The sequence below is a fragment of the Candidatus Accumulibacter necessarius genome (genome assembly GCF_036625085.1).
On record NZ_JAZKUM010000004.1, the window covers coordinates 125,749 to 149,775 of the forward strand.

A 24,027-nucleotide genomic window follows, 5' to 3' on the forward strand; every position below is an offset into this window, starting at 1 on the left:
AATGAACAAGCTGGCGTTCGCCGTGTCGATCTGCCTGCTGGCGGTTCAGGCGCTGGCGCAAGAGGTGTTTGTCACACGCGGCGCCGGTGGCCCGGTTTATTCCGACAAGCCGCAGCCCGGTTCCAGGTCGGTCACCTTGCCGGAACTCAACGTGTCGCCAGCCGTGCCGGTGACCAAGGCGGCGGTCCCGGCGGCGAGAAAGACGCCGGATGAAGCCGGCAATCGTGCGGCGGCAGTGCCGGGCTACCAGAAGTTCAGCATCGTCTTCCCCGAGAACAATGGCAGTGTCGCGGCCAACACCGCGCTCTTCGAAGTTCGGGTCGCGCTGGAGCCGGCGCTGCAACTGGGCGAGGGGCACGCGATCATGGTCAGCGTAAATGGTCGGCCGGTCGGCCAGCGCTTCACGGCGACAGAGTTCATGATTCCGCCGGAATTCTGGGGCGATACCTTGCCGCCAGCCAACCAGCGCCATCAGGTCGATGCCGCGATCGTCGACAGCAGTGGCGCGGTGATCAAGCGGGCGGAGCCGGTGACCTTTTATCTGCGCTATATCGAGTTCAGGCATCACCGGCCGGTGCACCAGCCGCAGCCACTGCCGATACCCGTCGAGAAGCCCAGGCCGCCACCGGCATTGATGGAGAAGGGCCCGGCGGTCAGGAAGTCAGAGGAGCCACAAGGGCAAGCCCTTCCGCGCGGCCTGGGCGCCAGCCCAACGCCACCGCCGCGGCAGTAGCACGGGAGGTGCCGGTGCCATGCGACACTACAGCAGATCGCGGGCTATTCCTAAAGCAGCCGCTACAGGTCCCGTCGAGGCCGAAGAAGGCTGTCCGAGGACTGACACACCGACCCGGGCGCTGCAGCGATCGCCGCGCTCACAGAAGCCGACAGAAGTTAACAGAAGCTGACCGAGGATAAGCTCACCATGGGACCACAAATTCGTATCATCACCTCCGAAATCTGCCAGGTTGGTGGCCCTGGGCAGACCGATCAGAGCGATGCGGCGATCTACCTCGTCCATTTCGCCGATTCAGCGGCTCTGATCGATGCCGGCAGCGGGCGTGCCAGCGATCGCGTGCTGATGAACATCGAAGCGGCCGGTGTCCTTCCGGAGCAGGTTCAGTACCTGTTGCTGACACATTGCCACTACGATCACACTGGCGGCGCAGCGGCGTTCCGGCAGCGCTTCGGCTGGCGGGTGGCCATCCACTCGCTCGAGGCCACCGCCCTGGAGACGGGCGACAACAAGCTCAGCGCGGCGTCCTGGTATGGCGACCATCTGGCCCCCTGTCCGGTCGATCTCCGGCTGGCCGACGGCGATCGCATCCTGCTCGCGGAGCGCGAGATTCAGGTCATACACATTCCGGGACACTCACCCGGATCGCTGGCCTATCTGGTCGAATCGGAAGGCAAGCGCGTGCTCTTTGCCCAGGATGTGCATGGACCCATCCACCCGGCGCTGTTGTCGAACCGGGCCGACTATCAGGCCTCGCTGCGCAAGTTGCAGGCCCTGCAGGCTGACATTCTCTGCGAAGGGCACTACGGCGTCTTTGTCGGCCAAGCCAACGTGGCGGCTTTCATCGACGGCTTTGTTGAGGACTGACGACGGCCGTTACTTTCGCCAAGCCGGACCCGATCCCTGGAACTCGCCCGTTCGCGCTGACGAACGTGGTAGAGGTGGCAGCAGGGTAGGCGCCACGCCGGCCGCTACCCGGTATTGCGCAACCCGGCGGCCACCCCGTTGATGGAGATGTGGATGCCGCGCTTCACACGTTCCATTGCGGCGTCGTCGCCTGGTGCGCTGCTGCGGTAGCGTCGCATCAGCTCGACCTGCAGGTGGTTGAGCGGGTCGATGTACGAGAAGCGATGCTCGATCGAGCGTGCCAGCGAGGGGTTCGATGACAGGCGCTGCTCCTCGCCGGTAATCAGGGCGAGTGCACTCTGCGTGCGTCGCCATTCGGCTTCGATCAAGCCGAAAATGTGCTCGCCGAGTGCGTCGTCCTCGACCAGTTCGACGTATCGTCGGGCGATGCCGAGATCGGTCTTGGCGAGGACCATGTCCAGGTTGGAGAGCAACGTGGTGAAGAAGGGCCACTGCGCGTGCATCCTCCGCAGCAGCGCCAAGCGTGCCTCGCGCTCGTCGTTCTGGCCACCGAGGTAGACGTCGACCGCCGACCCGAAGCCGCACCAGCCCGGCAGAGCGACCCGGCACTGCCCCCAGCTGAAGCCCCATGGAATCGCCCGCAGGTGCTCGATGGCGTTGCTTGCCTTGCGGGCGGCGGGGCGGGAGCCGATGTTCAATTCGGCGATTTCGCGGATCGGGGTAGCGCTGAAGAAGTAGTCGGCGAAGCCGGGTGTTTCGTACACGAGCTGTCGATAAGCGGCCATGCTGGCCACGCTCAGAGCCTCGGCTGCGGCCAGGAAGCGCGCCGGTGCCCGCCGGGCCGGCGGCAGCAGGGTTGTTTCCAGGGTTGCTGCAACCAGTGTCTCGAGGTTGCGGCGGCCAATCTCCGGGTTGGCGTACTTGGAGGCAATCACCTCGCCCTGCTCGGTGAGGCGGATCTGGCCATTCACCGTTCCCGGCGGCTGCGCCATGATCGCCTGGTAGCTCGGTCCGCCGCCGCGTCCGACCGTCCCGCCGCGGCCATGGAAGAGGCGCAGCGTCACGCCTTGCGACTGGTGAAGCCCGGCGAACAGCGCGGCCAGCGAGGTCTCGGCCTTGTACAGCTCCCAGGTGCTGGTGAAGGTGCCGCCGTCCTTGTTGCTGTCCGAGTAGCCGAGCATCACTTCCTGCTCGCCGCCCGAGGCCCCGATCATCGTGGCGATACCGGCGGTGGCGTAGAAGCTGCGCATGATCGCCGTCGCGCGGCGCAGATCGTTGATCGTCTCGAACAGCGGGACGACGTTGAGTTCGCTCTGTGCTCCCTCGCGCAGTGTGCCGCGCAGCAGGCCGGTTTCCTTGAAGAGCAGGAGGACTTCGAGCAGGTCGCTGACTTCCTCGGTGTGCGAGATGATGTATTGGCGGATGGCGTGCTTGCCGAACGCCTGCCGCAAGCTCGCGGCGGCTTCGAAGATCGCCAGTTCGCCGTTGGCCAGGGCGCTGTAGTCGCCGCCGCGCACACGCAGCGGGCGCGCATCGTCGAGCAGTCGTAGCAGCAGGGCGCAGCGGGCCGGTTCAGCCAGACCGCCGTAGTTTTCCTCCAGCCGGGCGACGCGCAGCAGTTCGGCGAGCACGGCCTCGTGCTGGTCGGAGCTCTGCCGCAGGTCGACCGTCGCCAGGTGGAAACCGAAGACCTCGACGGCGCGGATCAGCGGGGCCAGGCGCAGGGCGATCAGGGGATCGGCGTGATGGGCGCGCAGCGAGTGCTCGATTACCCGCAGGTCATCCAGGAAATCAGCCGCCGAGGGATAGGCGGCAGCGCTGACCAGCGCGTGGCGCAGCGCGGACTGGCCGGTCAGCGCCTGCAGCGTCGCCGCCAGGCGCGCATACATGCCGATCAGCGCCCGCCGGTACGGCTCGTCGCGCCGGTGCTCACTGGTGTCCGGCGAGCGATCGGCGAGCGCCGCCATGGCCGGCGTCATGCGCACCCATTGCGCCGACATCGAGAGTTCGCCGCCCAGCTGGTGCACTTCAGAGAGGTAGTGTTGCAGCGCTGTTTCCGCCTGTCGCTGCAGCGCCATGCGCAAGGTCTCCGCGGTAACGAACGGGTTGCCGTCGCGGTCGCCACCGATCCAGTTGCCCATGCGGAAGAAGGGAGCCAGTTGCTCGCTGGGGAGCGCTTCCTCGAGCGCGCGGTAGAGGCGCGGGATCTCGCGCAGAAAAGTGGCGCGATAATACTGGAGAGCGTTCTCGATCTCGTCGGCGACCGTCAGCCGGGCCAGGCGCAGCATTCGCGTCTGCCAGATCTGCGTCACCCTGGCCTTGATCAGCGCCTCGTTGTCAGCCAGTTCGCCCACGCTGAACAGGGTCTCGCGGCCTTCCACGAGTTCAGCGATGGTCCGTTCGGCGGCGAGGATGCTCTGCCGCTGGACCTCGGTGGGATGCGCCGTGAGGACGGGTGAGATGTGCGCCGAACGCAGGCTGCGGCCGATTTGTTCGGGCGATACGCCGGCCGCTGTCAGCCGCCGCAGGCTCAGTGCTAGCGAGCCTTCCTGCAGGTGTCCGGCGCGCTCGTGAAGGCGGCGGCGGCGAACGTGCTGCCGGTCCTCGGCGATGTTGGCCAGGTGCGAAAAGTAGCTGAAGGCGCGGATGACGCTGACCGTCTGGTCGTTCGATAGGCCACGCAGCAGGTCATCGAGGTCCTGCCCGGCCTGGGTGTCGCTTTTCAGGCGGTAGGCGATCGACAGTTGCCGCACACGTTCGACCAGCTCGTACGCTTCGGGGCCATCCTGTTCCCGGATGACCTCGCCGAGGATGCGCCCGAGCAGGCGGATGTCTTCGATCAAGGGGCGGTTCTTGTCGTCAGCGGCGGAAGCAGGGCTGGAGTGGCGGGTCATGGGAACCGAGGGAGGGTGGATTTCGCAGCATGGTATCAGGTCCATGTGCTGAAAATTTCATTGCGGTACCTGAGTGCAGGGCAATTGCATGAAAGCCAGGGTCGTAAACCCTGCCCGAGCGGACGATCAGAGGAAACGAGACTTCGACTGAACGGCATTTGTATCCCAGCAGCTTGCCGCCTGATGCTTAGCGGATGATTCTTGACGCACAGCACACAGCGTTTTACGCTCTGGCAGTATCGGGCCAGCGCCCCAAAGTTGCGAAAGGCGCCTGCCAGGTTCCAGCGGAACTGGCAGGCAGAGTCGCTGTCGAAATTGCCTGAAGAAGTGATTTCACTGCCGTCAGCAACCGGTCGAACCCGTAATTCCAGCAGACCGCTTCTGTGGCGCTGAAAGCCGTTTTCCGCCCACCGATAGACCAGCTGCCTCAGCGATCGACCGATCAAGCTAAGTTTTCACCCTCTAACGTTATCGACGATTCGGAAGCGTCTGACAACACGTTAACAGCTGCGGTTCGGCAAAGGAGGAGCACGTGAAAATACAATCCACGAAGATCGACGCATTCAAAGGAAAGTTCGGGGGAGAAGTTGTTTCTCCGGGCGACGAAGCCTACGACGACGCGCGCAAGATATGGAATGCGATGATCGACAAGCATCCCGCGCTCATTGTCCGCTGCATCACCACGTCGGACGTGGTCCTTGCAGTGAACTTCGCGAGAGACAACGAGCTCCTGCTCGCGGTCCGTGGCGGCGGGCACAACATCGCCGGTAGTGCCATGTGCGACGACGGCATCGTAATCGACCTGTCGCAGATGAAAGCCGCCAGCGTCGACCCCGTCGCGCGCCGTGTCACGATCGAGGGCGGCGCCACGCTCGCGGACCTCGACGCCAGCACCCAAGCCCACGGCCTCGCGACGCCGCTCGGCATCAACTCCACCACCGGCGTCGCCGGACTAACGCTTGGCGGCGGCTTCGGTTGGCTCAGCCGCAAGCACGGTATGACCATCGACAACCTCGAGTCGGCCGAGGTCGTCACCGCCGCTGGCGAGGTGGTGCGTGCCAGCGACACCGAGCACCCCGATCTGTTCTGGGCCCTCCGAGGTGGCAGCGGCAATTTCGGCGTCGTCACCCACTTCGAGTTTCGCCTCCACCCTGTCGGCCCGGACGTTCTGAGCGGCCTGATCGTCTACCCAATCGCCGCGGCGAAGTCTGTGCTGCGCCAGTACCGCGAATTCCTCGCGCAAGCGCCGGACGCCCTCTCCGTCTGGGCCGTCTTGCGCCAGGCTCCACCCCTGCCGTTCCTTCCCGAGGCGGTCCACGGCACGGGGATGATTGCGCTTGCGCTGCTCTACGCGGATGACCCGAAGCTGGGCGAACCGCTCATCGATCCGCTGCGGAAGTTTGGCACTCCCCTGGGCGAACATGTGGGCGTTCAGCCGTACACCGCCTGGCAGCAGGCCTTTGACCCGCTGCTTACACCAGGGGCGCGCAACTACTGGAAGTCACACAATTTCTCGACGCTCCAGGACGGGCTGTTCGATGCCGTCATTGAGTCCATAGAGAATCTGCCATCGCCCCAGTGCGAGATCTTCTTCGGCGCCATCGGCGGAGCCACCACACGGCCAGCGCCTGAGTCCGCAGCCTACGCGCACCGCGATGCGCAGTTCGTGATGAATGTGCACGGGCGCTGGCAGGAGCCGGCCGACGACGAACGTTGCATCGGCTGGGCGAGGGAGTTCTTCAAGGCCTCAGCGCCTTTCGCCAGCGGCGGAGTCTACGTCAATTTCCTGACGGCCGACGAGGGCGATCGCGTACGCAGCGCCTACGGCCCGAACTACGATCGCCTTGCGCAAGTGAAGCGAACCTACGACCCGGACAACCTGTTCCGCATGAACCAGAATATCCAGCCGGCTTGAGAGATGGTGAGGAAGTGTTGTACCTGATACAAGGCTACTGGCCCCCGTAATCCAGGCAGACAACCATGGCTCGACAATACGTCGATTGCCGCGAATACCCGAGCGACACAAACTGCACCGTCAGGGCAATTGCATGAATCTTATACAAGACCGAGCAGTTCCGCGCGGAAGGTATCGGAGGTAGCGGCGATGAGGCGCTGAACCTTGAGACCGCCCTTGCGCTTGACCGGGGAGAGGCGGATGAGGTTCAAGACGAATTGGCGCACGACGGCGAGGTTGTGAGCGGCATGATCGGTACGGGCCCGCATCTGGTCGTCGCCAAAGACCACGTCCATGCACCAATGCAGACTGTGGCAAGTCGGCCGGAGGAGTTGCACCCCCGGCCTCTCACAGAACGGTGCGTGAACCTCTCGATTCACACCGCTCCCATCAAGCAAACGCACCGACCATTCCTTTCTGCCAATGCACGAAGAGATACGGCTGCGTCTCGGAAAGCTGTTCGAGAAACCTGCTCGCCCGTATCTTGTGGCCCTTCAGCCGTCTGTACTTCCTCATCGCCCAAGCCACCAACGTCTTGTTGAAGTGCCTGAAGACGGGGTACATTGCCGACCGATAGAATCTTCCGTAATACGCGAGCCAGCCCCTCAGGACTGGATTGTGCAGTCGGGAAATGTCGGCTAGGCTCAGCTCCGTCCGATTTCGGTAGCTCAGTTTGCGTGTCGTTGCCCGCATCGCCGTAATCGCTTTGTTGCTGACCGCCGGGGTGAAGCTCACAAACAGGCTGTTGCGCTTGCTGTTCTTCACCACCCTTGGCCGGAAGGTATATCCGAGGAAATCAAACTGCGTGACCGGATACCTCCCCTTGCGACTACCGTCTTTGCAGTACACGATCTTGGTCTTGTCCGGATGCATCTGCAGGGCGCATTGCGCAAACCTTGCATCGAGCGCCGCCATCAGGGCCTGCGCCTCCTGCTCGGTCCGACAATGGACCAACCCATCATCCGCATACCGGCACCAGGGGTTGTCCGGATAGTGTTTCGTCATCCAGACGTCAAACGTGTAGTGAAGGAACAGGTTGGCCAACACCGGACTGACGACGCCGCCTTGCGGTGTCCCCCGGGTACGTTCTACCCGGGTTCCGTCCGCCTGTTGCAGCGGCGCAGTTAGCCAGCGCCTGATATACAGCATGGCCCATTCACACTCCACGTGCTTCTCGAGCGCCTTCTCCAGCAATGCATGGTCGATGTTGTCAAACAGGCCTTTGATATCAAACTCTAGAACCCAAGAATACTTCCAGCATCGTTCCCGCGTTACCCCCACGGCATCCAGCGCCGACCTTCCGGGCCGATAACCGTAGGAATCCGGTAGAAACTTGGCTTCAATCCCGGGCTCTATCACCCGCTTGACAACCGTCTGCGCCACACGATCTGCCACCGTTGGAACACCCAATATGCGCTCCCCGCCATTCTTCTTGGGAATGGCAACCGCTTTGACCGGCGGCGGAAAGTAGCTTCCCGACGACATCCGGTTCCAGATCTTGTACAGGTTACCCTTCAGATCCTTCTCGAAGTCGCCGATCGATTCCTTATCCACCCCTGCCGATCCCGCATTGGCTTTGACCGCTTGATACGCTTCGTACACCAGCCATTTGTCAATGGCAAATGGTTTTGTTGCACTCATCCGTTTCCTCCTGTTGCCAGTTGAACGCCAAGTGCAACCGCTTGATCCGACCCCTTTGCTCCAGCCGCATTACCAGCCTTCATCGCTCGTACGGGTCGGTCCGTCCCAGTGCTCCGCATCGGTACTCTCGCCTCGTGGTTTCTGCCACTTGTGCTTCTCCCTTGACATCGGAACGACTGGTTCCCGCAGTTCCACACAAAAGCCTGGATCAGCTTCACGCCTCCTATACGCCGGCCGCCGCTTGCCCAGTAGTCAGGTGCCCGGCAAGCTTGTCCCAGAAGATAGAAACGCCCCTGGTTTTGACGACAAGTCTCTGGATTACGACGCGTCAGCGAAGGTTCACTTTCGTTCGTCTCTCTGATCCTTACCTGCTCGAGGTACGTCCTCGACGCTTTGACCCCAACGCTCACCACCACGGCTCTTGACCGCAGCAGCTTGGGGTGGTTTGAGGCCCGCTCCTGAAAGCCGACCCCGAGGGACCTACCCTCATCTTCCGTGTAGCTTCTACACAGTTCGTCAGTCCATTACGAACTTCCTTTCTGTGTGCCTGCGGCACACTCTCGACACGCCAGTGCTGGCGGACGCTCTGATTCATGCGCTGAGCGTCAGGTGGCAAGCTACTGAGATACACGCGCCGTTCAGTCGAAGTCGCTTTCCCCCTGATGGTCCGTTCGCTGGTGATCACCGCAAACGATTTCAGGTCTGGCCAGCGCTCGGGGGCGTGCAGACAGTCCAGCTGGTTGAAGACGTAGCAGCGACGCACTTCGATCCGGCCATGATCCTTCTCGATGACTTCGTGGAACTGGTGGGGCGTCTTGGCTGGTGCCGCCTCGAAAGCGCCGAAGAAGTCGTCGATCGATTCGGCCAGCCTGGGCTGATTGTCCTTGACGGCCAGGAGGTAGTCCGCGCCGCGGTCCCGAATGGCCTGCGCAATGTTGGGCTGGGTGCCCATCGCATCGATGGTGACGATGCTGCCTTGCAGTGCCAAGGTCGCCAGCAGTTCAGGGATGGCGGTCTTCTCGTTCGACTTCTTGGCGGTCGCGCGCTGCCCGAGCACCACACCCGCTTGGGCCGCAAAGGCGCTGACCAGGTGAAGGGGTGTGGCGCCCACCTTTCCCGACCGACGACTGGTCTTGCCGTCGATGGCCACCACGTCGCCGTTTGCCAGCACGGGCAACACCTGGCCCACCCAGCGCACGAAGGCCGCCCCGAATTCGTCGGGATCAATCGCCGCAAAGACCCGGCCAAAGGTGTCGTGCGAGGGGATGCCCTGTTCGAGTTTCAGATACTCCCGCAACCACTCCAGCTTCTCTTTCGCCCAAGCCTCGATTTCGACAAAGGTGTCGGCCCCTGACAGGACCGCACTGACTGCAACCACCAGCAACTCGATCAGGTCGTGCTCGACCTTCGTACTCTGCCTCGGATCGCGCACGCCCACCCAGACGTCGACCAACCGGAACTTGCTTTCTGCCCTCATGGAAAACCCCAAAAAGACAGAAAACTACACAAATCAGGGGGCTGTGAACAGCCCCTTTGTAACTCGTTGAGCGTAAACGATTATTTCGGAGGGTTCACGACGATGGCATTCATGCGATTGCCCTGACTGCACCGTTTTCATCGCGGCAGACTCGGAGAAGGACCTACTCGAGGCCGCAGTGCCGCACGCGGTGACGGTGCACGGGCACCAGGACAACGAGGAACGGCGCAAGACACTCAGCACGCTGTTCAAGGTGGGCGCGTCGAAACCCTGAGGGGGATACCCCTCTCTGGCAATTGTGACGGCTATTCGCACGATCGCTCTTGCCGGCGGCGCGCTCCCTTCCCTAATCTGACCCGGCCCGTTACAGTCGCGCTTTGGTACCGCCAGCAAGCACAGGCCGGCGGCCTCAGCGGGGGTGGGTGAATGAAGAACATGAGTGGGCTGGACGGTGTGTTTCTGCACCTCGAAACACCGGCGACGCCGATGCACGTCGCTGCGCTGTACCTGATCGAGCCGCCGGCCGACCGCGACCGGCATGTGGACTTCGCCGGCGAGATCGAGCGGCAACTGCTGCCGCGGCTGGCGCTGGCGCCTTTCTTTCGCGCCCGGCTGGCGCCGATGCCGCTGCAGTTTGCCAACCCGGTGTGGATTGACGGTGGCGTGCCGGAATTTTCCTGTCATCTACGCCGCATCGTCCTGCCGGCAGCGGCCGGCTTCGCGGATCTCGAGGCCTGTGTCAGCGGCCTGCACGCGACGCCGCTCGATCGCCGATACCCCTTGTGGGAGCTGGCGATCATCGAAGGCCTGGCCAGTGGCGAGATCGGCCTGTACTTGAAGATTCACCATGCGGCGCTCGACGGTGTCTCCGGCATGGCGCTCGCCGGCACCCTGTTCGATGCCACCGCCGAGCCGGCAGAGGTGCCCGCAGACTGGCGGCAACGGGTGGGCGAAGCCGAAGACCCCGGTCTTGGGCAGCGGCTTGGCGCGATTTTTCGCCATACCGCTGCTCAGTACGTGAAGCTGGCGCGTCACCTGCCGGCGGGGCTGCGCTTGCTGAGCGGCATGGTCAGGTCCGCCGGCCAGGGAACGGCGCCCGGCATGGGGCAGAACCTGGCGTTTGGGCCAAAGACCCCGTTCAACGTGCCAATCAGCAATGCGCGTGGCTTTGCGGCGCTGTCTCTGTCGCTGGCCGGGGTCAAGGAGATTGCGCGGCGGCACGAGGCGACGCTCAACGATGTCGTGCTCGCCCTCTGCAGTGGCGCCCTGCGTCGCTACCTGCAGGCGCAGGGCGGGCTGCCGCGCAAGTCGCTGATTGCCACCATGCCGGTGTCGCTGCGCCCGGCGGGGAACACCGAAACGACGATCCAGGCGACGCTGACGCTGGTCCGGCTGGCGACGCACCTGGCCGATCCGCTGCGGCGACTGCATGCGGTGCATGCCGCGGCCGGCGCTGCCAAGGCCTTGACGAGGCGTGCGCAGTCGATCATTCCGACCGATTTTCCGTCGCTCGGGATTCCCTGGGTCGTCGGCGGCCTGGCGGCGCTGTATGGCCGTTCAGGCGTGGCGAAGCTCCTGCCGCCGCTGGCCAATCTGGCGATTTCGAACGTGCCCGGGCCGCGACAGCCGCTCTACATCGCTGGTGGCCGGATCCGTGCCTGCTGGCCCTTGAGTATCGTCGAGCACGGTCTCGGCCTCAACATCACGGTGTTCAGCTACTGCGATTCGCTCGATTTCGGGCTGACCGTCGCCCGCGATGCCGTTCCGGACGTCGCCTTGCTGGCGCAGGCACTGACCGCCGCTTATGCCGAATTGGACCAACTGCCGGCGACGGCCGTGGCGGACGGGCCGGTGAAAATGCATGGCCCAGGGGAATCGGTGGTGCGCAAGGCGGCCGCAGAAGCGAGTACCGAACGCGCCAGGGCAGCTCGTCCGGCGGTACACAAGAAGACTTCAACATAGGGAGGAGACAAGCATGTACGAACCCCATCAGTGGTACGAACTGGGACTTCTACGCTCGCCGGGTTGGCTCAGGCTGGCGCTGGAGATGCGCGCGGGCTGGGAGTACGGGGCGAGCATTGCGGCCACGCCGCTGTTGAGTATGGCGCCGCGCGGCGACGGTCATCCGGTACTGGTTTTCCCCGGCCTGATCACCGGCGACCTGTCGACGCTGCCGTTGCGCAACTACCTCCAGAGTCGGGGCTACGCAGCTTACCCTTGGGGGCTGGGAATCAACCGTGGCCCGCGCGAGGGCGTGGTCGACGCCTGTCTCGAGCGCCTGGATACGCTGGCCCGCGAGCATGACCGCTCGGTCAGCCTGATCGGCTGGAGTCTCGGCGGCATCTATGCGCGCGAGCTGGCGAAGGCGAGGCCGGACATCGTCCGGCAGGTGATCAGCATGGGAACGCCTTTTACCGGTCATCCGAAAGCGACCAACGCCTGGCGCATCTACGAATGGGCGACCGGGCACAAGATCGGTGCTCCCGACATCCACGAGCCACTACGCACGCCGCCGCCGGTGCCGACAACGTCGATCTTCAGCCGCAGCGACGGGGTCGTCGCCTGGCAATGCAGTCTCGAACGCGAGAGCCCGCATACCGACAACATCGAGGTGCAGGCCAGCCATCTTGGCATGGGCCTGAATCCGCTGACGCTGTATGCCATCGCTGATCGCCTCGCGCAGGCCGAGGGCGAGTGGCAGCCATTCGATCGCTCGGGCTTTCGGAGCTACCTGTATCCCGACCCGCGTCGCCGGGCCCGCTATTGAGCGGCAAGGCGGCCGCGCTGGCGACGAGGCGAGGACGCCTTGGGCACTGAGCTGGCGTGGCCCGACGCTGAGGCGATGGTGCACGCGAATGGTATCGATCTCTGCTACCAGAGCCTGGGTGATCCCGGCGCACCGGTGATCCTGCTGATCATGGGGCTGGGCATGCAGCTCATTGCCTGGCCCGATGCGTTCTGCGCCAGCCTGGTCGACCGGGGCTTTCGCGTGATCCGCTTCGACAACCGTGACGTCGGCCATTCGACACACGTTGCCTGGGGACAGCGGCCGCGGGTGCTGCTCGCGATTGCGTGCGGCGTGCTGGGCCTGCCGGTTCGTTCGCCGTATCGCCTGAGTGACATGGCAGACGATGCCATCGGCCTGCTCGACGCGCTGCAGGTCGAACGAGCCCACGTCGTCGGTGCCTCGATGGGGGGCATGATCGGCCAGTGCATGGCGGCGTGTCATCCGGCGCGTCTGCTGAGCCTCACCTCGATCATGTCTGCCAGTGGCAACTGGCGTGTCGCCTGCGGCCGTCCTTCTGTCTTGCGACAGCTCTTGCGCCGGCCAGCGCAGCCGGATGACCCGACGAGCCAGGTCGATCACCTGATGCGACTGTTTGGCGTGATCGGCAGTCCAGGCTTCCCGACTGACCAGGCGGAACTGCGCCGCCAACTCGAGCGCGGCGTTGGTCGCGCGCTTTACCCGGTTGGACCGTACCAGCAGTTGCTGGCGATCATCGCGGCCGGCGATCGGCGTCGTGAACTCGCCATGATCCGCGTGCCGACTCTGGTGATCCACGGTGCCGACGACCCGCTGCTGCCGGTCGCGGCGGGCCGGGAAACCGCGAAGCACATTGCCGGTGCCCGACTGCAGGTCATCAAGGGCATGGGACACGACCTGCCTCCGGGGGTGCAGGCGCTGCTGGTGGAGGGAATCGTCAGTCACTGCCGGGGAGCCGCAAGGGCCTGAGCCCGGCGGGGCGCTGCCTTGGCCTCGACCGGGTGCGGTGGGCGGTGTCGTGGTGATCTCTTGCCGGTATCGAGCGGAATCAGTGACAATCCGTTTGCCGAGCAAAGCAACGGTCTGCGCACCGTTCGTCGGCATTCCCGATCCGCCTGCGGATCACCTGTAAACCCGGACCACTCCGTGTCCGGGCGGATGTCTTGATAGTGGAGATCAACCATGCAAATTTCCCGGAGGCGGTTTCTTGCCTCGGCGGGGGCGCTCGGCGCTACTGCCACAGCTTCCGTCCTGGCCCAGCCAGTCAGGCCGCTACCCTTCCTGATCACCACCCAGAGCGATGCGCTGTTGCCGAAGGCCTCTGGCAAGCGCGTCGTCATCTGTGGTGGGGGCTGGGGTGGCGTCAGCGCAGCCAGGCATCTCAAGAAAAACAATCCGGGCATCGAGGTCGTTCTGCTCGAGCGTAATCCGCTTTTCTTCTCCTGTCCGATGAGCAACAAGTGGCTGGTCGACGTCGTCGATACCAACTACCTCACCTGGAGCTATCTGGACGTTGCCAGCAAATACGACTATCGCTTCATCCAGACCGAAGTCCTCGCCTTCGAGCGTGACCGGAAACGCGTCATCACCGCCCAGGGCCATGTCGATTATGACTACCTGATCGTCGCTGCCGGCATCCGCTACAACTACGAGGCCTGGTTTGGCGATGACCGCCGGGCCGCGGAGTATACCCGCGCCCGCTATCCCGCAGCCTACATTCCCAACGCCGAACACTTCGTCCTCAAGGCGGGGATTCAGGGCTTCAAGGGCGGCGACCTGGTGATGACCCTGCCACCCCCGCCGCACCGCTGCCCGCCGTCGCCCTATGAGCGGGCCTGCCTGATCGCCAGCCTTTTCAAGCAGAACAAGGTGAAGGGGAAAATCATCCTCCTCGACCCAAAAGACAGCCCGAAGCCGATCACCGAGGGCTTCCAGGAAGCGTTTTCCACCCTCTACCGGGACCAGATCACCTACGTGCCGAAAGCGGTGATCCAGGAAGTCGATCCCTTCAACAAGCGGATCAGGACCACTGCCGGCGATTTCAGGTTCGACCACAGCATCCTGATGGCGCCGCACCAGGCTGGCGATATGGCCTGGAAGGCGGGTGCCATCGGCCGCAATGCCGAAGGCCGGCTGACTGGCTGGGCAGCGGTCGATCCGCTCTTTCTCAACCTGCGGGAAGACCGGGACGTGTACGTCATCGGCGACGCGGTCGGCATCGTTTCACCGCAGTTCAGCTTCTACCCGAAAGCCGGCCACGTGGCCAACGCACACGCCAGGATCGTTGCCCGCTACATTGCCGACCGAGTGGCGGGCAAGGCGCCGAAGGCGGCGCTGCCTGACAACCTGTGCTTCATGATGGTGAATACTGCACCGCGCGAAGACATCGCCGTCCGCTTCCGCTATCACCTGGACGACCAGGGGGTGATCATTCAGGAGCAGATCGACGACAATCTGCGACGCGACGATCTGGTGAGCGAGGATTTTCAGTGGGCGAGCCGGATGTACGAAGACATGTTCGGCTGAACGTCAGCGGCATACCCCGGAAGGCAGCCAGGCGACACTTCCGGGATCGCTGGTCCGCTACCTGCGGAGGACCGTCGCCAGCAGGCTTTGCCGACGAGGGGAACGGCCGCCCGGGATGTCACGGACAATGTTCACGACGTCTTCTTTCCCGCAAGGTCCCTTCCGCAAAGGGTGCCGGCAGGGGATTTCAGGGCACGGCTGCCGATCAACCGCTGGCTTCCGGCAACCCGTCTACCCGAAACGCCCGGTGATGTACTCCTCAGTCAGCTTTGACGACGGGTTGGTGAAGATCTTCTTGGTGTCATCGAACTCGATCAGCTCACCGATATACATGAACGCGGTGTAGGCCGAAACCCGCGCGGCCTGCTGCATGTTGTGGGTCACGATGAGGATGGTGACCTTCTCTTTGAGTTCGTCGACGAGTTCCTCGATTTTTGCTGTAGCGATCGGGTCAAGCGCCGACGTCGGCTCGTCGAAGAGCAGGATCTCGGGGTTCGTGGCCAGCGCCCGCGCGATGCACAGGCGCTGCTGCTGGCCACCCGAGAGGTTGAAGGCGAGGTCATTGAGCCGGTCCTTGACCTCGCTCCACAAGGCAGCGGCGCTCAGCGCTTCCTCGACCTTTTCGTCGATCAGGGCGCGATTGCGAAGCCCGCGCACGCGAAGGCCATAGGCGACGTTCTCGTAGATCGACTTGGGAAACGGGTTGGGCTTCTGGAAGACCATCGAGATGCGCATGCGCACCTCGATCGGATCGACGTGCCGGTCGACGATGTTCACGCCGTCCGGATAAAGCAGGATCTCGCCCTCGTAGCGCATGTTCGGGTAGAGATCGTGCATGCGGTTGAAGCAGCGCAGGAAAGTCGACTTGCCGCAGCCCGAAGGGCCGATCAGGGCGGTGACCTGGTTCTTCTCGACCGGAAAGTCGATGCTCTTCAGGGCCTGGAAGTCGCCATAGTAGAAGTTGAGTGCATTGACCTGCGCCTTGAGTTCGGCCCGGGGTTTTCGTACGAGGGTGCTGATGGTGCTCACGATGGTCATCCTTGTCGGGTGAGCAGGTCGCTCACCATTTGATTTTCCTGCGGAAGTGGTAGCGGATCCAGATGGCGACAGCATTCATCGACAGCGTCATCACCACCAGTACCAGCCCGGCGGCGGCGGCATTCGCCTGAAACGCCTCCTCTGGTCGCGAGATCCAGTTGAACATCTGGATCGGCATCACCGTGAAGGGTGCCATCAGCCAGTCGAAGGAGATCAGCTGATCCGGGTTGCCGAAAGGCGAAGGCGGCAGGAAGGCAATGAAGGTCAGTGCGCCGATGGTGATGATCGGCGCCGTTTCGCCGATGGCGCGGGCGAGGCCGATGATCACGCCGGTCATGATGCCGGGCAGCGAATAGGGGATGACATGGTGCGAGACCACCTGCCACTTGGTCGCCCCGCAGGCATACGCGCCTTCGCGGATGTTCTGCGGGATGGTGCGGATCGCTTCACGGGTGGCGACGATGACCACCGGCAGGATCAGCAGTGCCAGCGTCAGGCCAGCGGCGGCGATGCTCTGGCCGAGGCCGAACTGGTAGACGAAGAGGCCGAGGGCGAGCAGGCCGTAGATGATCGACGGCACGCCGGCGAGGTTGGTGACGTTGATCTCGATGATGTCGGTCAACAGGTTCTTGCGCGCGTATTCCTCGAGGTAGATGCCTGCGCCGACGCCAAGCGGCACGGCGACCAGGGCGGTCACCAGCATTACCAGGATCGTTCCCACCCAGGCCGAGAGGATGCCGGCGCTGGCCGCCCGTCGCGACGGGAAACTGGTAAAGAAATCCCAGGAGAGATGCGGTAGGCCGCTGTTCAGCATCTGGCCGAAGAGCATGGCAAAGACCAGCGTGGCGAACATCAGGGCCAGCACGCCGAGCAGGCCGAATAGCCAGTCCCAGGTCTTGTGTCTGGCAATCAGGCGACGGATCGCCTCGACGTCGGCGGCGGGCGCGGTGAGCGGCAGGGTGGTCATTGTCAGTAAGCCTCACGAAAACGTTTGCGCAGGACGTGGCCGATGATGTTGAACAGCAGGGTGATCAGGAGCAGGGTCAGGCCGGCGGCGAAGATCGTCTGATAGCCGAGCGAGCCGTGTGGCAGGTCGCCGAGCGCCACCTGGACGATGTAGGCGGTGATCGTGGCCGCCGGTTCGACCGGGTTGAAGCTGAAGTTCGGTTGCATGCCGGCGGCAATGGCGACGACCATCGTTTCGCCGACAGCGCGCGAGATGCCGAGGATGTACGACGAGGCAATGCCGGACAGCGCCGCGGGCGTGACGACAAAAATCGCCGTCTGCAGGCGCGTTGCGCCCATCGCGTAGGAGGCTTCGCGCATGTTCATCGGTACCGCACGCATCGCGTCTTCGGACAGCGAGCTGACATAGGGCACGATCATGATGCCCATCACCAGACCGGCCGAGAGCATGTTGAAGCCGGGCAGGTCGGGGTAGATCTGCTGCAGCAGGGGGGTGACGAAGAGCAGCGCGAAGTAGCCATAGACGATCGTCGGGACACCGCCGAGCATTTCAAGAAAGGGCTTGGCGACTTCCCTGACGCGGAAAGGGGCGAACTCGGAAAGGTAGATGGCGAGCACAGTACCGAGTGGAATGGCCACCAGCAGGGCGACAATCGTCGTCGTCAGGGTGCCCGAGAGCAGCGCGATGATGCCGAAGTGCGCGTCGTCGAACAGCGGCGTCCATTGCGTGTCGGTCAGGAAGTCGAGCAGCGGCACGGTGCGGAAGAAGGCAATCGATTCCCAGACGAGAATCGCGACGATGGCGAGTGTCGTGAACACCGAGACCAGTGCTGCCAGCAGCAGCACGGCCTCGATGCCGCGTTCGGTCAGGCGGCGCCGAAGATTCATCGATGGTATCGCCAGCGATCGGCCGGCGGCGGCAACTATCAACGGTTGCGGCGAAGGTTTCAGGGGAATACTGCTCATCGTTGGAGCCTCAGACGACAGCGTGTTGGCATGGAGCGGACCGGCCGGGCGCCCCGGGGCGCCGGCCTGGTACCAGGGTCTGGCTGATGTTTCAGAGCTGCGCCTCGCGCTTCATCAGCTGCTCGATGGTCAGTCCGACTTCGTTCTGGCCACCAAAGACGGTACCGAGCTTCTTCTTCGCAAGGTGCTCGAGGTTACCCGCGTAGGCTTTGGCCGGCAGCGGGATGTACTTGACCTCCTTGACCAGTTGCGGGGCGTTTTTCATGTAGAAGTCTATGAAATCGCGGATCTCCGGCTTGTCGAGCGACTTCTCGCTGACGTAGATGAAGATCGGTCGCGAGAGCGGCTGATAGGTGCCGTTGTCGACGTTCTCCGGTGTCGGCGCGACCGGCCCCTTGCCGCCGTCGATGGCGACGGCCTTGAGCTTCTTCTGGTTTTCGATGTAGTAGGCGAAACCAAAGTAGCCGAGCGCGCCCTTGTCGCCGGAAATGCCCTGCACGAGCACGTTGTCGTCTTCCGACGCGGTGAAGTCGCCGCGGCTCGACTTCGCCTTGCCGACGATGGCTTCGGTGAAGTAGTCAAAGGTACCGGAATCGGATCCGGCGCCGTAGAGCTTGATCTTCTGCTCGGGCCAGGCAGGGTTCACGTCTTTCCAGCTGTTGATCTTGCCCTGCGCAGCCGGTTCCCAGACCTTCTTGAGTTCGGCGACGGTCATGCTCTTGATGAAGGTATTCTGCGGGTTGACCATCACTGTCAGTGCGTCATAGGCGATGGGCATTTCGTAGTAGCGGACACCGCTCTTGGCACACTCTTCCATCTCTTTTTTCGAGATCGGCCGCGAGGCGTTGGCCAGGTCGGTCTCGCCACGGCAGAACTTCTTGAAGCCACCGCCGGTGCCGGAGATGCCGACGGTGACATTGACGGTGCCCTTCCTGGCCTTCTGGAACTCCTCGGCGACCGCTTCGGTGATCGGGAAAACGGTGCTCGAACCGTCGATCTTGACCACCGGCGGCGCGGCGAGAAGCGATGGCGTGAAGCAGAGGGCCGTCAGAAAAGTGATTGAAGGAACAACGGACTTGCCTGGCAGACGATTCATGATCAACTCCTGATTGTGTCTGGATTAGGGTTCTGGAGTCGATTATTCACTGGCTGTGTGACAGCTTGATGACGGCTGCGCCGTGCGGTCGCCCGGGGGGTGCAGCTCTCTTGGCCATGGGCTAGTCGTGCGCTCGCCCAGCGGGCCAAACCCACTCCGCCTCGCTTACTGGCGAGGCGGAGTGGGTACCTTGGGACCGTTCGTGTGATGCGCTGGGCGGGCGTGACTCCTTGACCTACGCGCTTTCGTTAATCGCCGGTTCAGGGGCGATGACATCGCGTATCGCGGCCTTGAGATTGCTTGCGTCGAGGTGCGCGAGCAGCAGCAGGCCGGCGCGTATGAGTTGCTCCTTGCCGGTATCGACGCCCTGGCGTGCGAGCCGCTTCTTCAGTTTGCCGAGTTCCCGGTACTCGCTCTCGGCCAAATGTACCTTGCAGCGGACGGTTTTCGGTTTCTTCGGCTTTTCGGCCTTCGTCCTGGCCTTTCCGGCCGGCGCCCTGGCCGTCGCTTCGGCGGTCCTTCGGAGTTTGAGTTCGTGCGCGGCAGCCTTGATGGCGTCAGCGCTGGAAGGGTGGGATGGTGCTGACATACAAATCTCCATGGGGTGGGATGGGTTTTCTCGAGGGGGGACTATGAGCCGTGCATCAAGGCCTCGAGCAGCTTCCGCATGTCGTCGGGACGCGGGCGGGCCTTGTTCTCGCCGCCATAAACGCTGCCGACCTTTTTTGCCGCGATCCGTTCCATGTTCTCGCTGTAGGCCCTGCTTGGCAGTGGCAGGTAGTTTGCTTCGACGACCAGCCTGGCTGCATTCTTCATGCCGAATTCGACGAAGTCCCTGACCGCGGGCTTTTCGAGCGAACGTTCGCTGACGTAGAGGAAGAGAGGACGCGACAGTGGTTGATAGCTGCCGTTGCGAATGTTGCCGACCGTCGGCAGGACGGCTTCCTTGCCGTCGCTGATCGCGACTGCCTTCAGCCTGTTCTGGTTTTCAACGTAGTAGTCGAGGCTGATATAGCCCAGGGCGTCCTTGTCCTGGGCGATGCGCTGGGCCAGTACGTCGTGGTCTTCGGCCGTACTGACGTCGCTGCGGCTGGACTTTGCCGTGCCAACAACGACTTCAGTGAAGGACTCGAAGCTGCCCGAATCGACGCCAGGTGCATAAAGCTTGATCTTCTCGGCGGGCCAGGCAGGGTTGATGTCCTTCCATGTAGTGACTCGGCCCTGCGCCGCCGGTTCCCAGAGCTTCCTCAGTTCGGCGACGCTCAGTCGATTGACGAAAGCATTCTGCGGATTGACCACTACAGTCAGCGCGTCGTAGGCGATGGGCATTTCGTAGAAGCGGATGCCGGCTTTGGCGCACTCGTCCATTTCCTTTTTCAGGATCGGCCTGGAGGCGCTTGCAATGTCGGTTTCGCCACGACAGAATTTGGCGAATCCGGCGCTGGTTCCCGAGACGCCGATGTTGACGTGTACCTCGTGCAGCTTGGCCCGCTGGAAATCCTGAGCAACCGCCTCGGCAATCGGATAAACGGTGCTCGAGCCATCGACCTTGACGACGGGCGAGGCGCCCATGGCCAGTGGGCTGAAGCCAACTGCAGCAGCAAACGCAATTGCGGAACACAGCGGAGCGGCTGGTAGGGCTGACAGATTGCACTTCATGGGGAGCCTCCGTGGCTGAAGTACGTCGAAGCGACAGAGCCATTATGTGACAGATTTGTGACGAATTGATGACAGTTCGCCGTTCCGGGAACAAAGCGACCGGGCGCAGCCTGGTGGCCGCCGGACGAAGGCAGCACCCCGGCGCTCGCCACCGTACCTTCGGCGCCCGTTCATAGCCCAGTGCGCCCGCCCGGCGGTTTGCGCGGCGATGCCAGACGGCCGATAATGCCGCCTGGCGTTGGCACGAACTGCTGGCGGAACTTGGAGACATCAGATGGATCTTTGGGCATGCCCAGCAGTGGTCACCGGCGCAGCATCGGGCCTGGGCGCGGAAACGGCGCGCTATCTCACAGAGGCCGGTGCCAGAGTAACGGTGATAGACATTGACGCCGACGGCGTGCGCAGGGTGGGCGAGGAGATTGGTGCACACGCCATTCACTGTGACGTCGCGGATTCACTGGCGGCGGAAAAGGCGCTGAGCACAGCGCGGGACGCGCATGGCGCCGCCCGCGTGCTGGTGCACTGCGTTGGCCGTGGCCACTTCGAGCCGATTGTCGGCGTCGATGGCCCGATGCCGCTCGAGGATTTCCGGCAGCTCGTCGAGGTCAACCTGATCTCGACCTTCAACATGATGCGTCTGGCCGCTGCCGACATGGCGCGTCTGCCGCCGATGGCCAACGGTGAGCGCGGCATCATCCTGTCGACGGCGTCCGTCTCGGCGTACGAAGGACAGAGCGGCGAGGCGGCCTATTCGGCTTCCAAGGGCGGTGTTGTCAGCATGATCCTGCCGGCCGCCCGCGAACTGGGTCCCCTGGGCATCCGCGTGGTCGGCATCGCACCTGGGCTGTTCGGTACGCAGACGCTGTTCGACATGGAGAAAAACCTCGACTCCCGGCTGGCGCGGCAGATTCCGTTTCCGCACCGCTTCGGCGACCCGGCCGAGTTCGCGATGCTGGTCCTGCATGTGATCAAGAACGTCATGATCAACGGCAGTGTGCTGCGTCTCGACGGCGGCTATCACCGCTGAATCGGCGTCGTGATCGTGCAGGAGGGCGCAGCCATGAGCAAGACCATTGTCTTCTATCTCATCTCGCATGCCTCGGGCGAGCTGGTCGAGATGCTGGCGCGCAATGCCGTCACCCAGCTCGAAGGGGTCGAGGTGAAACGGCGCTTGTGGAAGATGGTCCGCCGCCTGGACCAGGTTCCCGAGATCCTCGGCGTCCTGGCTACCGCGCCTGGCTATGTCCTGCACAGCATCAGCCACAGCGATGTGCGCGCGGCCATTGAAGAGGGCTGCCGCCGTCTGGGCATGCCTTACCAGTTTGCCCTCGAGCCTCTGCTCGGCCAGCTTGCCGAGTACTCTGGCGCCGCCATCAAGTCTCACACCAGTTCCGGCGACGCTTTCGACGAGGATTACTTCCGGCGCGTCGAGGCCATGAAATACACGCTGGCCCACGACGACGGTATCGGCAGCGAAGACCTCGACGGCGCCGACGTGATCGTCGTCGGGGTATCGCGGGCGACCAAGACGCCGACCTGCATGTATCTCGCCTCGCGTGGCATCAAGGCGGCCAACGTGCCGCTGGTGCCGGGTGCGCCGCCACCAGTCGCCTTGTTGCGGGCGAGTGGTCCGCTGGTTGTCGGCCTGACGGTCGATCCGGCGCGTCTGGCGGTGGTTCGCGCGGCTCGTCTGAGCGCGCTGAACGACGAAGCCAACACCGACTACGCCGACTACGATATCCTGCGCAAGGAGGTGCTCGAAGCGCGGCGCCTGTTCATCCGGCGCGGCTGGCCGATCATCGATGCCAGCCATCGCTCGATCGAACAGACAGCCTCGATGATCATAGACATGTTGCGCAAGCGGGCCGGCGAAAGCCATTAGAGAGCCTGCTGTGCGTGGGTGCTGGCCGCTGCGGCATGACGCAGCCTGCGGCACCCGCCGCACCCCGTCAGAAGAAAAAGCGATGGGCGAAGAACGCGATCAGGCCGATGGCGATCGTCGCCAGCAGGTTACGCGTGGTGATGCCGGCGGCGAGACTGAACAACGCGGCGACAAGGTACGGATTCGCCAGTGAAAGGTGCCAGTCGCCTCTTGGCAACAATACGGCGGGCAGGGTGATCGCGGTGAGCACTGCCGGCGGGATGAACTTGAGCGAGTCGCTGAGCCAGGGTGCGAGGCGAATCCGGTCCGCCAGTCCGAACAGCAGGTAGCGGATGCCGAAGGTCACGGCGACCATGCCGGCAAGCATCCAGGCTTCGTTTGCGCTCATTGCCGGATCGCCTCGACTTTGGCCCGGGCCAGGCGCTGCGCCATGAGGCCGGCAGCAATGCCGGCAAAGGCGGAGACGAGAATTCCCAGCTTGTAAGGCATCGCCAGGGTGAGCAGCGAGGCGGCGCCGGCAGTCAGCACACAGAGCGCGACCGGAAGCGTTTTGACAAAGGGGATGATCATGCCGATGAAGGTGACCGGCATCGCGACATCGAGTCCCCAGTTCTGCGCATCGGGAATCCGGTTGCCGAGGACCAGGCCGAGAAAGCACCACAACTGCCAGTTGAGATACATGGCGATCGACGAGCCCAACTGGTACCAGTGTTTGCAGGATGATGAATCCTTTCTTTGAAAGCGGTGCACGGCGACCGCGAAGGTTTCGTCGGTGAGCCAGAAGGCGAGGGGAATCCGCCAGCGCTGCGGCAGGTCCTTGAGGTAGGGCAGCAGGGTGGCGCTGTAGAGCATGTGTCGCAGGTTGACGATCAGCGTCGTCAGAACGATGATCGCCACCGGTGTCTGGGCGGCCACGAGGCCGATTGCGATGAACTGCGACGAGCCGGCGAAGACCAACGCCGACATGGCGATGGCGGCGGCGAAGGACAGACCCGAGGTGGCGGCGACGGCGCCGTAGATCAGCCCGAACGGCAGCGCGCCGAGCAGCAGGGGCAGCGTGTCGCGTACTCCCGAGAGGAACTCCTGCTTCCTGAGGGCTGGTGGCTGATTGACTGGCGCCATGGGCTCAGGGCGTCAGAGGAGCGTGCACCGGGACGGCTGAATCGGGCGATTGGCTTTTCGGTGGCGGCAGAACGTGGTCAGGCATCTCATGGCGGGATTCTACCCGCCTATGGCCACCAAGATCTTGCGGTCGGGCCGGAAAGGAGCGGGTCCGAACGAGACGCACCGGCGGACCTGCGCCGCGATCGCTTGCCTCATGCGCTCAATGACCATGGGCGCCGGGATGGCGCCCTTCTATCCGCCTTGTCGATGAGCCGGACCAAGCGGGGTTCTTGGGCAGCAGTTCTCATTTCAAACCCAAGCAATGCGGCTGTTGGCGTAGGTTGGCGCACGCGGATTGGCAGACTTGGGCGATGAAGATTGAGGGAAACTCCGGGTGTTTTTTAAAATAATGCTGGTAAACAGTGTGTTATAGTGTTAACCTCGAACTTGATCGAAGTAT

The 24,027-nt window shown here is 63.3% G+C and carries 20 protein-coding genes and 2 pseudogenes; 10 read left to right on the top strand and 12 right to left on the bottom strand.

Going from position 1 to position 24,027, the window contains the following annotated elements; genetic code table 11:
* Position 1 precedes the first annotated feature (1 nt).
* A complete protein-coding gene (locus V5B44_RS11710) occupies positions 2-733 on the top strand; it encodes a hypothetical protein (protein WP_332359219.1) in 732 nt (243 codons plus the stop codon).
* Positions 734-922: 189 nt separating this feature from the next.
* Positions 923-1,600: an MBL fold metallo-hydrolase gene (locus tag V5B44_RS11715; RefSeq protein ID WP_332359220.1), complete on the top strand. Its 678-nt coding sequence runs from the start codon at positions 923-925 to the stop codon at positions 1,598-1,600.
* Positions 1,601-1,704: 104 nt separating this feature from the next.
* Here V5B44_RS11715 and ppc read toward each other — a convergent pair whose 3' ends face one another.
* Positions 1,705-4,494 carry a phosphoenolpyruvate carboxylase gene (gene ppc, locus V5B44_RS11720; protein ID WP_332359221.1) on the bottom strand — a complete coding sequence of 930 codons (2,790 nt, stop codon included), beginning with the start codon at positions 4,492-4,494 and terminating at the stop codon, positions 1,705-1,707.
* 532 nt (positions 4,495-5,026) lie between these two features.
* Here ppc and V5B44_RS11725 point away from each other — a divergent pair.
* Positions 5,027-6,409 (top strand): FAD-binding oxidoreductase, encoded by a 1,383-nt coding sequence (locus V5B44_RS11725; RefSeq protein ID WP_332359222.1) that lies wholly within the window; start codon positions 5,027-5,029, stop codon positions 6,407-6,409.
* A 140-nt stretch (positions 6,410-6,549) separates the two neighbouring features.
* Here V5B44_RS11725 and V5B44_RS11730 read toward each other — a convergent pair.
* From V5B44_RS11730 to V5B44_RS11740, 3 genes and pseudogenes are all read right to left on the bottom strand, one after another.
* Positions 6,550-6,756 (bottom strand): annotated as a pseudogene (locus tag V5B44_RS11730) (ISAs1 family transposase); the annotation flags it as partial.
* 82 nt (positions 6,757-6,838) lie between these two features.
* Positions 6,839-8,089, bottom strand: a complete 1,251-nt coding sequence (gene ltrA / locus V5B44_RS11735; protein ID WP_332358461.1) for a group II intron reverse transcriptase/maturase — start codon at positions 8,087-8,089, stop codon at positions 6,839-6,841.
* Between the two features lie 556 nt (positions 8,090-8,645).
* Positions 8,646-9,566, bottom strand: a pseudogene (locus V5B44_RS11740) (ISAs1 family transposase); the annotation flags it as partial.
* Between the two features lie 82 nt (positions 9,567-9,648).
* Between V5B44_RS11740 and V5B44_RS11745 the strand changes: the two are divergent.
* The 5 genes from V5B44_RS11745 (at position 9,649) to V5B44_RS11765 (ending at position 14,856) form a co-directional block, all read left to right on the top strand.
* Complete coding sequence (locus V5B44_RS11745; protein ID WP_434735451.1) at positions 9,649-9,840, top strand: DUF1059 domain-containing protein; 192 nt, start codon at positions 9,649-9,651, stop codon at positions 9,838-9,840.
* A 152-nt stretch (positions 9,841-9,992) separates the two neighbouring features.
* Positions 9,993-11,528, top strand: coding sequence for a wax ester/triacylglycerol synthase family O-acyltransferase (locus V5B44_RS11750; protein ID WP_332359223.1), 1,536 nt, complete (start codon positions 9,993-9,995; stop codon positions 11,526-11,528).
* Between the two features lie 13 nt (positions 11,529-11,541).
* Positions 11,542-12,333 carry an alpha/beta hydrolase gene (locus tag V5B44_RS11755; protein ID WP_332359224.1) on the top strand — a complete coding sequence of 264 codons (792 nt, stop codon included), beginning with the start codon at positions 11,542-11,544 and terminating at the stop codon, positions 12,331-12,333.
* A 39-nt stretch (positions 12,334-12,372) separates the two neighbouring features.
* Positions 12,373-13,299, top strand: a complete 927-nt coding sequence (locus V5B44_RS11760; RefSeq protein WP_332359225.1) for an alpha/beta fold hydrolase — start codon at positions 12,373-12,375, stop codon at positions 13,297-13,299.
* A 213-nt stretch (positions 13,300-13,512) separates the two neighbouring features.
* A complete protein-coding gene (locus V5B44_RS11765; protein WP_332359226.1) occupies positions 13,513-14,856 on the top strand; it encodes an FAD-dependent oxidoreductase in 1,344 nt (447 codons plus the stop codon).
* A 231-nt stretch (positions 14,857-15,087) separates the two neighbouring features.
* On the opposite strand, the gene pstB is transcribed toward V5B44_RS11765, so the two are convergent.
* The 6 genes from pstB to V5B44_RS11795 form a co-directional block, all read right to left on the bottom strand.
* On the bottom strand, positions 15,088-15,894 hold the full coding sequence (gene pstB, locus V5B44_RS11770; protein WP_332359227.1) for a phosphate ABC transporter ATP-binding protein PstB: 807 nt from the start codon (positions 15,892-15,894) through the stop codon (positions 15,088-15,090).
* Between the two features lie 22 nt (positions 15,895-15,916).
* Positions 15,917-16,861 (bottom strand): phosphate ABC transporter permease PstA, encoded by a 945-nt coding sequence (gene pstA / locus V5B44_RS11775; protein WP_332359228.1) that lies wholly within the window; start codon positions 16,859-16,861, stop codon positions 15,917-15,919.
* Between the two features lie 2 nt (positions 16,862-16,863).
* Complete coding sequence (pstC, locus tag V5B44_RS11780; protein ID WP_332359229.1) at positions 16,864-17,748, bottom strand: phosphate ABC transporter permease subunit PstC; 885 nt, start codon at positions 17,746-17,748, stop codon at positions 16,864-16,866.
* 169 nt (positions 17,749-17,917) lie between these two features.
* Positions 17,918-18,922: a PstS family phosphate ABC transporter substrate-binding protein gene (locus V5B44_RS11785; protein WP_332359230.1), complete on the bottom strand. Its 1,005-nt coding sequence runs from the start codon at positions 18,920-18,922 to the stop codon at positions 17,918-17,920.
* A gap of 235 nt (positions 18,923-19,157) precedes the next feature.
* Positions 19,158-19,511, bottom strand: coding sequence for a hypothetical protein (locus tag V5B44_RS11790; RefSeq protein WP_332359231.1), 354 nt, complete (start codon positions 19,509-19,511; stop codon positions 19,158-19,160).
* A gap of 41 nt (positions 19,512-19,552) precedes the next feature.
* Positions 19,553-20,581, bottom strand: a complete 1,029-nt coding sequence (locus V5B44_RS11795) for a PstS family phosphate ABC transporter substrate-binding protein (RefSeq protein ID WP_332359232.1) — start codon at positions 20,579-20,581, stop codon at positions 19,553-19,555.
* A gap of 274 nt (positions 20,582-20,855) precedes the next feature.
* Between V5B44_RS11795 and V5B44_RS11800 the strand changes: the two genes are divergently transcribed.
* Both V5B44_RS11800 and V5B44_RS11805 read left to right on the top strand, forming a co-directional pair.
* Positions 20,856-21,608, top strand: coding sequence for an SDR family oxidoreductase (locus tag V5B44_RS11800; RefSeq protein ID WP_332359233.1), 753 nt, complete (start codon positions 20,856-20,858; stop codon positions 21,606-21,608).
* 33 nt (positions 21,609-21,641) lie between these two features.
* Positions 21,642-22,463: a pyruvate, water dikinase regulatory protein gene (locus tag V5B44_RS11805; RefSeq protein ID WP_332359234.1), complete on the top strand. Its 822-nt coding sequence runs from the start codon at positions 21,642-21,644 to the stop codon at positions 22,461-22,463.
* Positions 22,464-22,530: 67 nt separating this feature from the next.
* On the opposite strand, the gene V5B44_RS11810 is transcribed toward V5B44_RS11805, so the two are convergent.
* Positions 22,531-22,851, bottom strand: coding sequence for an AzlD domain-containing protein (locus V5B44_RS11810; RefSeq protein WP_332359235.1), 321 nt, complete (start codon positions 22,849-22,851; stop codon positions 22,531-22,533).
* Positions 22,848-23,585 (bottom strand): AzlC family ABC transporter permease, encoded by a 738-nt coding sequence (locus V5B44_RS11815; RefSeq protein WP_332359236.1) that lies wholly within the window; start codon positions 23,583-23,585, stop codon positions 22,848-22,850. Before V5B44_RS11815 ends, V5B44_RS11810 begins: the two co-directional genes overlap by 4 nt.
* Positions 23,586-24,027: the final 442 nt, after the last annotated feature.

Excerpts from the sequence above, each read along its gene's own strand:
- V5B44_RS11710 (WP_332359219.1), top strand. The coding sequence starts at position 2 with ATGAACAAGCTGGCGTTCGCCGTGTCGATCTGCCTGCTGGCGGTTCAG.
- V5B44_RS11715 (WP_332359220.1), top strand. The coding sequence starts at position 923 with ATGGGACCACAAATTCGTATCATCACCTCCGAAATCTGCCAGGTTGGT.
- ppc (WP_332359221.1), bottom strand. The coding sequence starts at position 4,494 with ATGACCCGCCACTCCAGCCCTGCTTCCGCCGCTGACGACAAGAACCGC.
- ltrA (WP_332358461.1), bottom strand. The coding sequence starts at position 8,089 with ATGAGTGCAACAAAACCATTTGCCATTGACAAATGGCTGGTGTACGAA.
- V5B44_RS11750 (WP_332359223.1), top strand. The coding sequence starts at position 9,993 with ATGAAGAACATGAGTGGGCTGGACGGTGTGTTTCTGCACCTCGAAACA.
- V5B44_RS11755 (WP_332359224.1), top strand. The coding sequence starts at position 11,542 with ATGTACGAACCCCATCAGTGGTACGAACTGGGACTTCTACGCTCGCCG.
- V5B44_RS11765 (WP_332359226.1), top strand. The coding sequence starts at position 13,513 with ATGCAAATTTCCCGGAGGCGGTTTCTTGCCTCGGCGGGGGCGCTCGGC.
- pstB (WP_332359227.1), bottom strand. The coding sequence starts at position 15,894 with ATGACCATCGTGAGCACCATCAGCACCCTCGTACGAAAACCCCGGGCC.
- pstA (WP_332359228.1), bottom strand. The coding sequence starts at position 16,861 with ATGACCACCCTGCCGCTCACCGCGCCCGCCGCCGACGTCGAGGCGATC.
- pstC (WP_332359229.1), bottom strand. The coding sequence starts at position 17,748 with ATGAATCTTCGGCGCCGCCTGACCGAACGCGGCATCGAGGCCGTGCTG.
- V5B44_RS11785 (WP_332359230.1), bottom strand. The coding sequence starts at position 18,922 with ATGAATCGTCTGCCAGGCAAGTCCGTTGTTCCTTCAATCACTTTTCTG.
- V5B44_RS11790 (WP_332359231.1), bottom strand. The coding sequence starts at position 19,511 with ATGTCAGCACCATCCCACCCTTCCAGCGCTGACGCCATCAAGGCTGCC.
- V5B44_RS11795 (WP_332359232.1), bottom strand. The coding sequence starts at position 20,581 with ATGAAGTGCAATCTGTCAGCCCTACCAGCCGCTCCGCTGTGTTCCGCA.
- V5B44_RS11800 (WP_332359233.1), top strand. The coding sequence starts at position 20,856 with ATGGATCTTTGGGCATGCCCAGCAGTGGTCACCGGCGCAGCATCGGGC.
- V5B44_RS11805 (WP_332359234.1), top strand. The coding sequence starts at position 21,642 with ATGAGCAAGACCATTGTCTTCTATCTCATCTCGCATGCCTCGGGCGAG.
- V5B44_RS11810 (WP_332359235.1), bottom strand. The coding sequence starts at position 22,851 with ATGAGCGCAAACGAAGCCTGGATGCTTGCCGGCATGGTCGCCGTGACC.
- V5B44_RS11815 (WP_332359236.1), bottom strand. The coding sequence starts at position 23,585 with ATGGCGCCAGTCAATCAGCCACCAGCCCTCAGGAAGCAGGAGTTCCTC.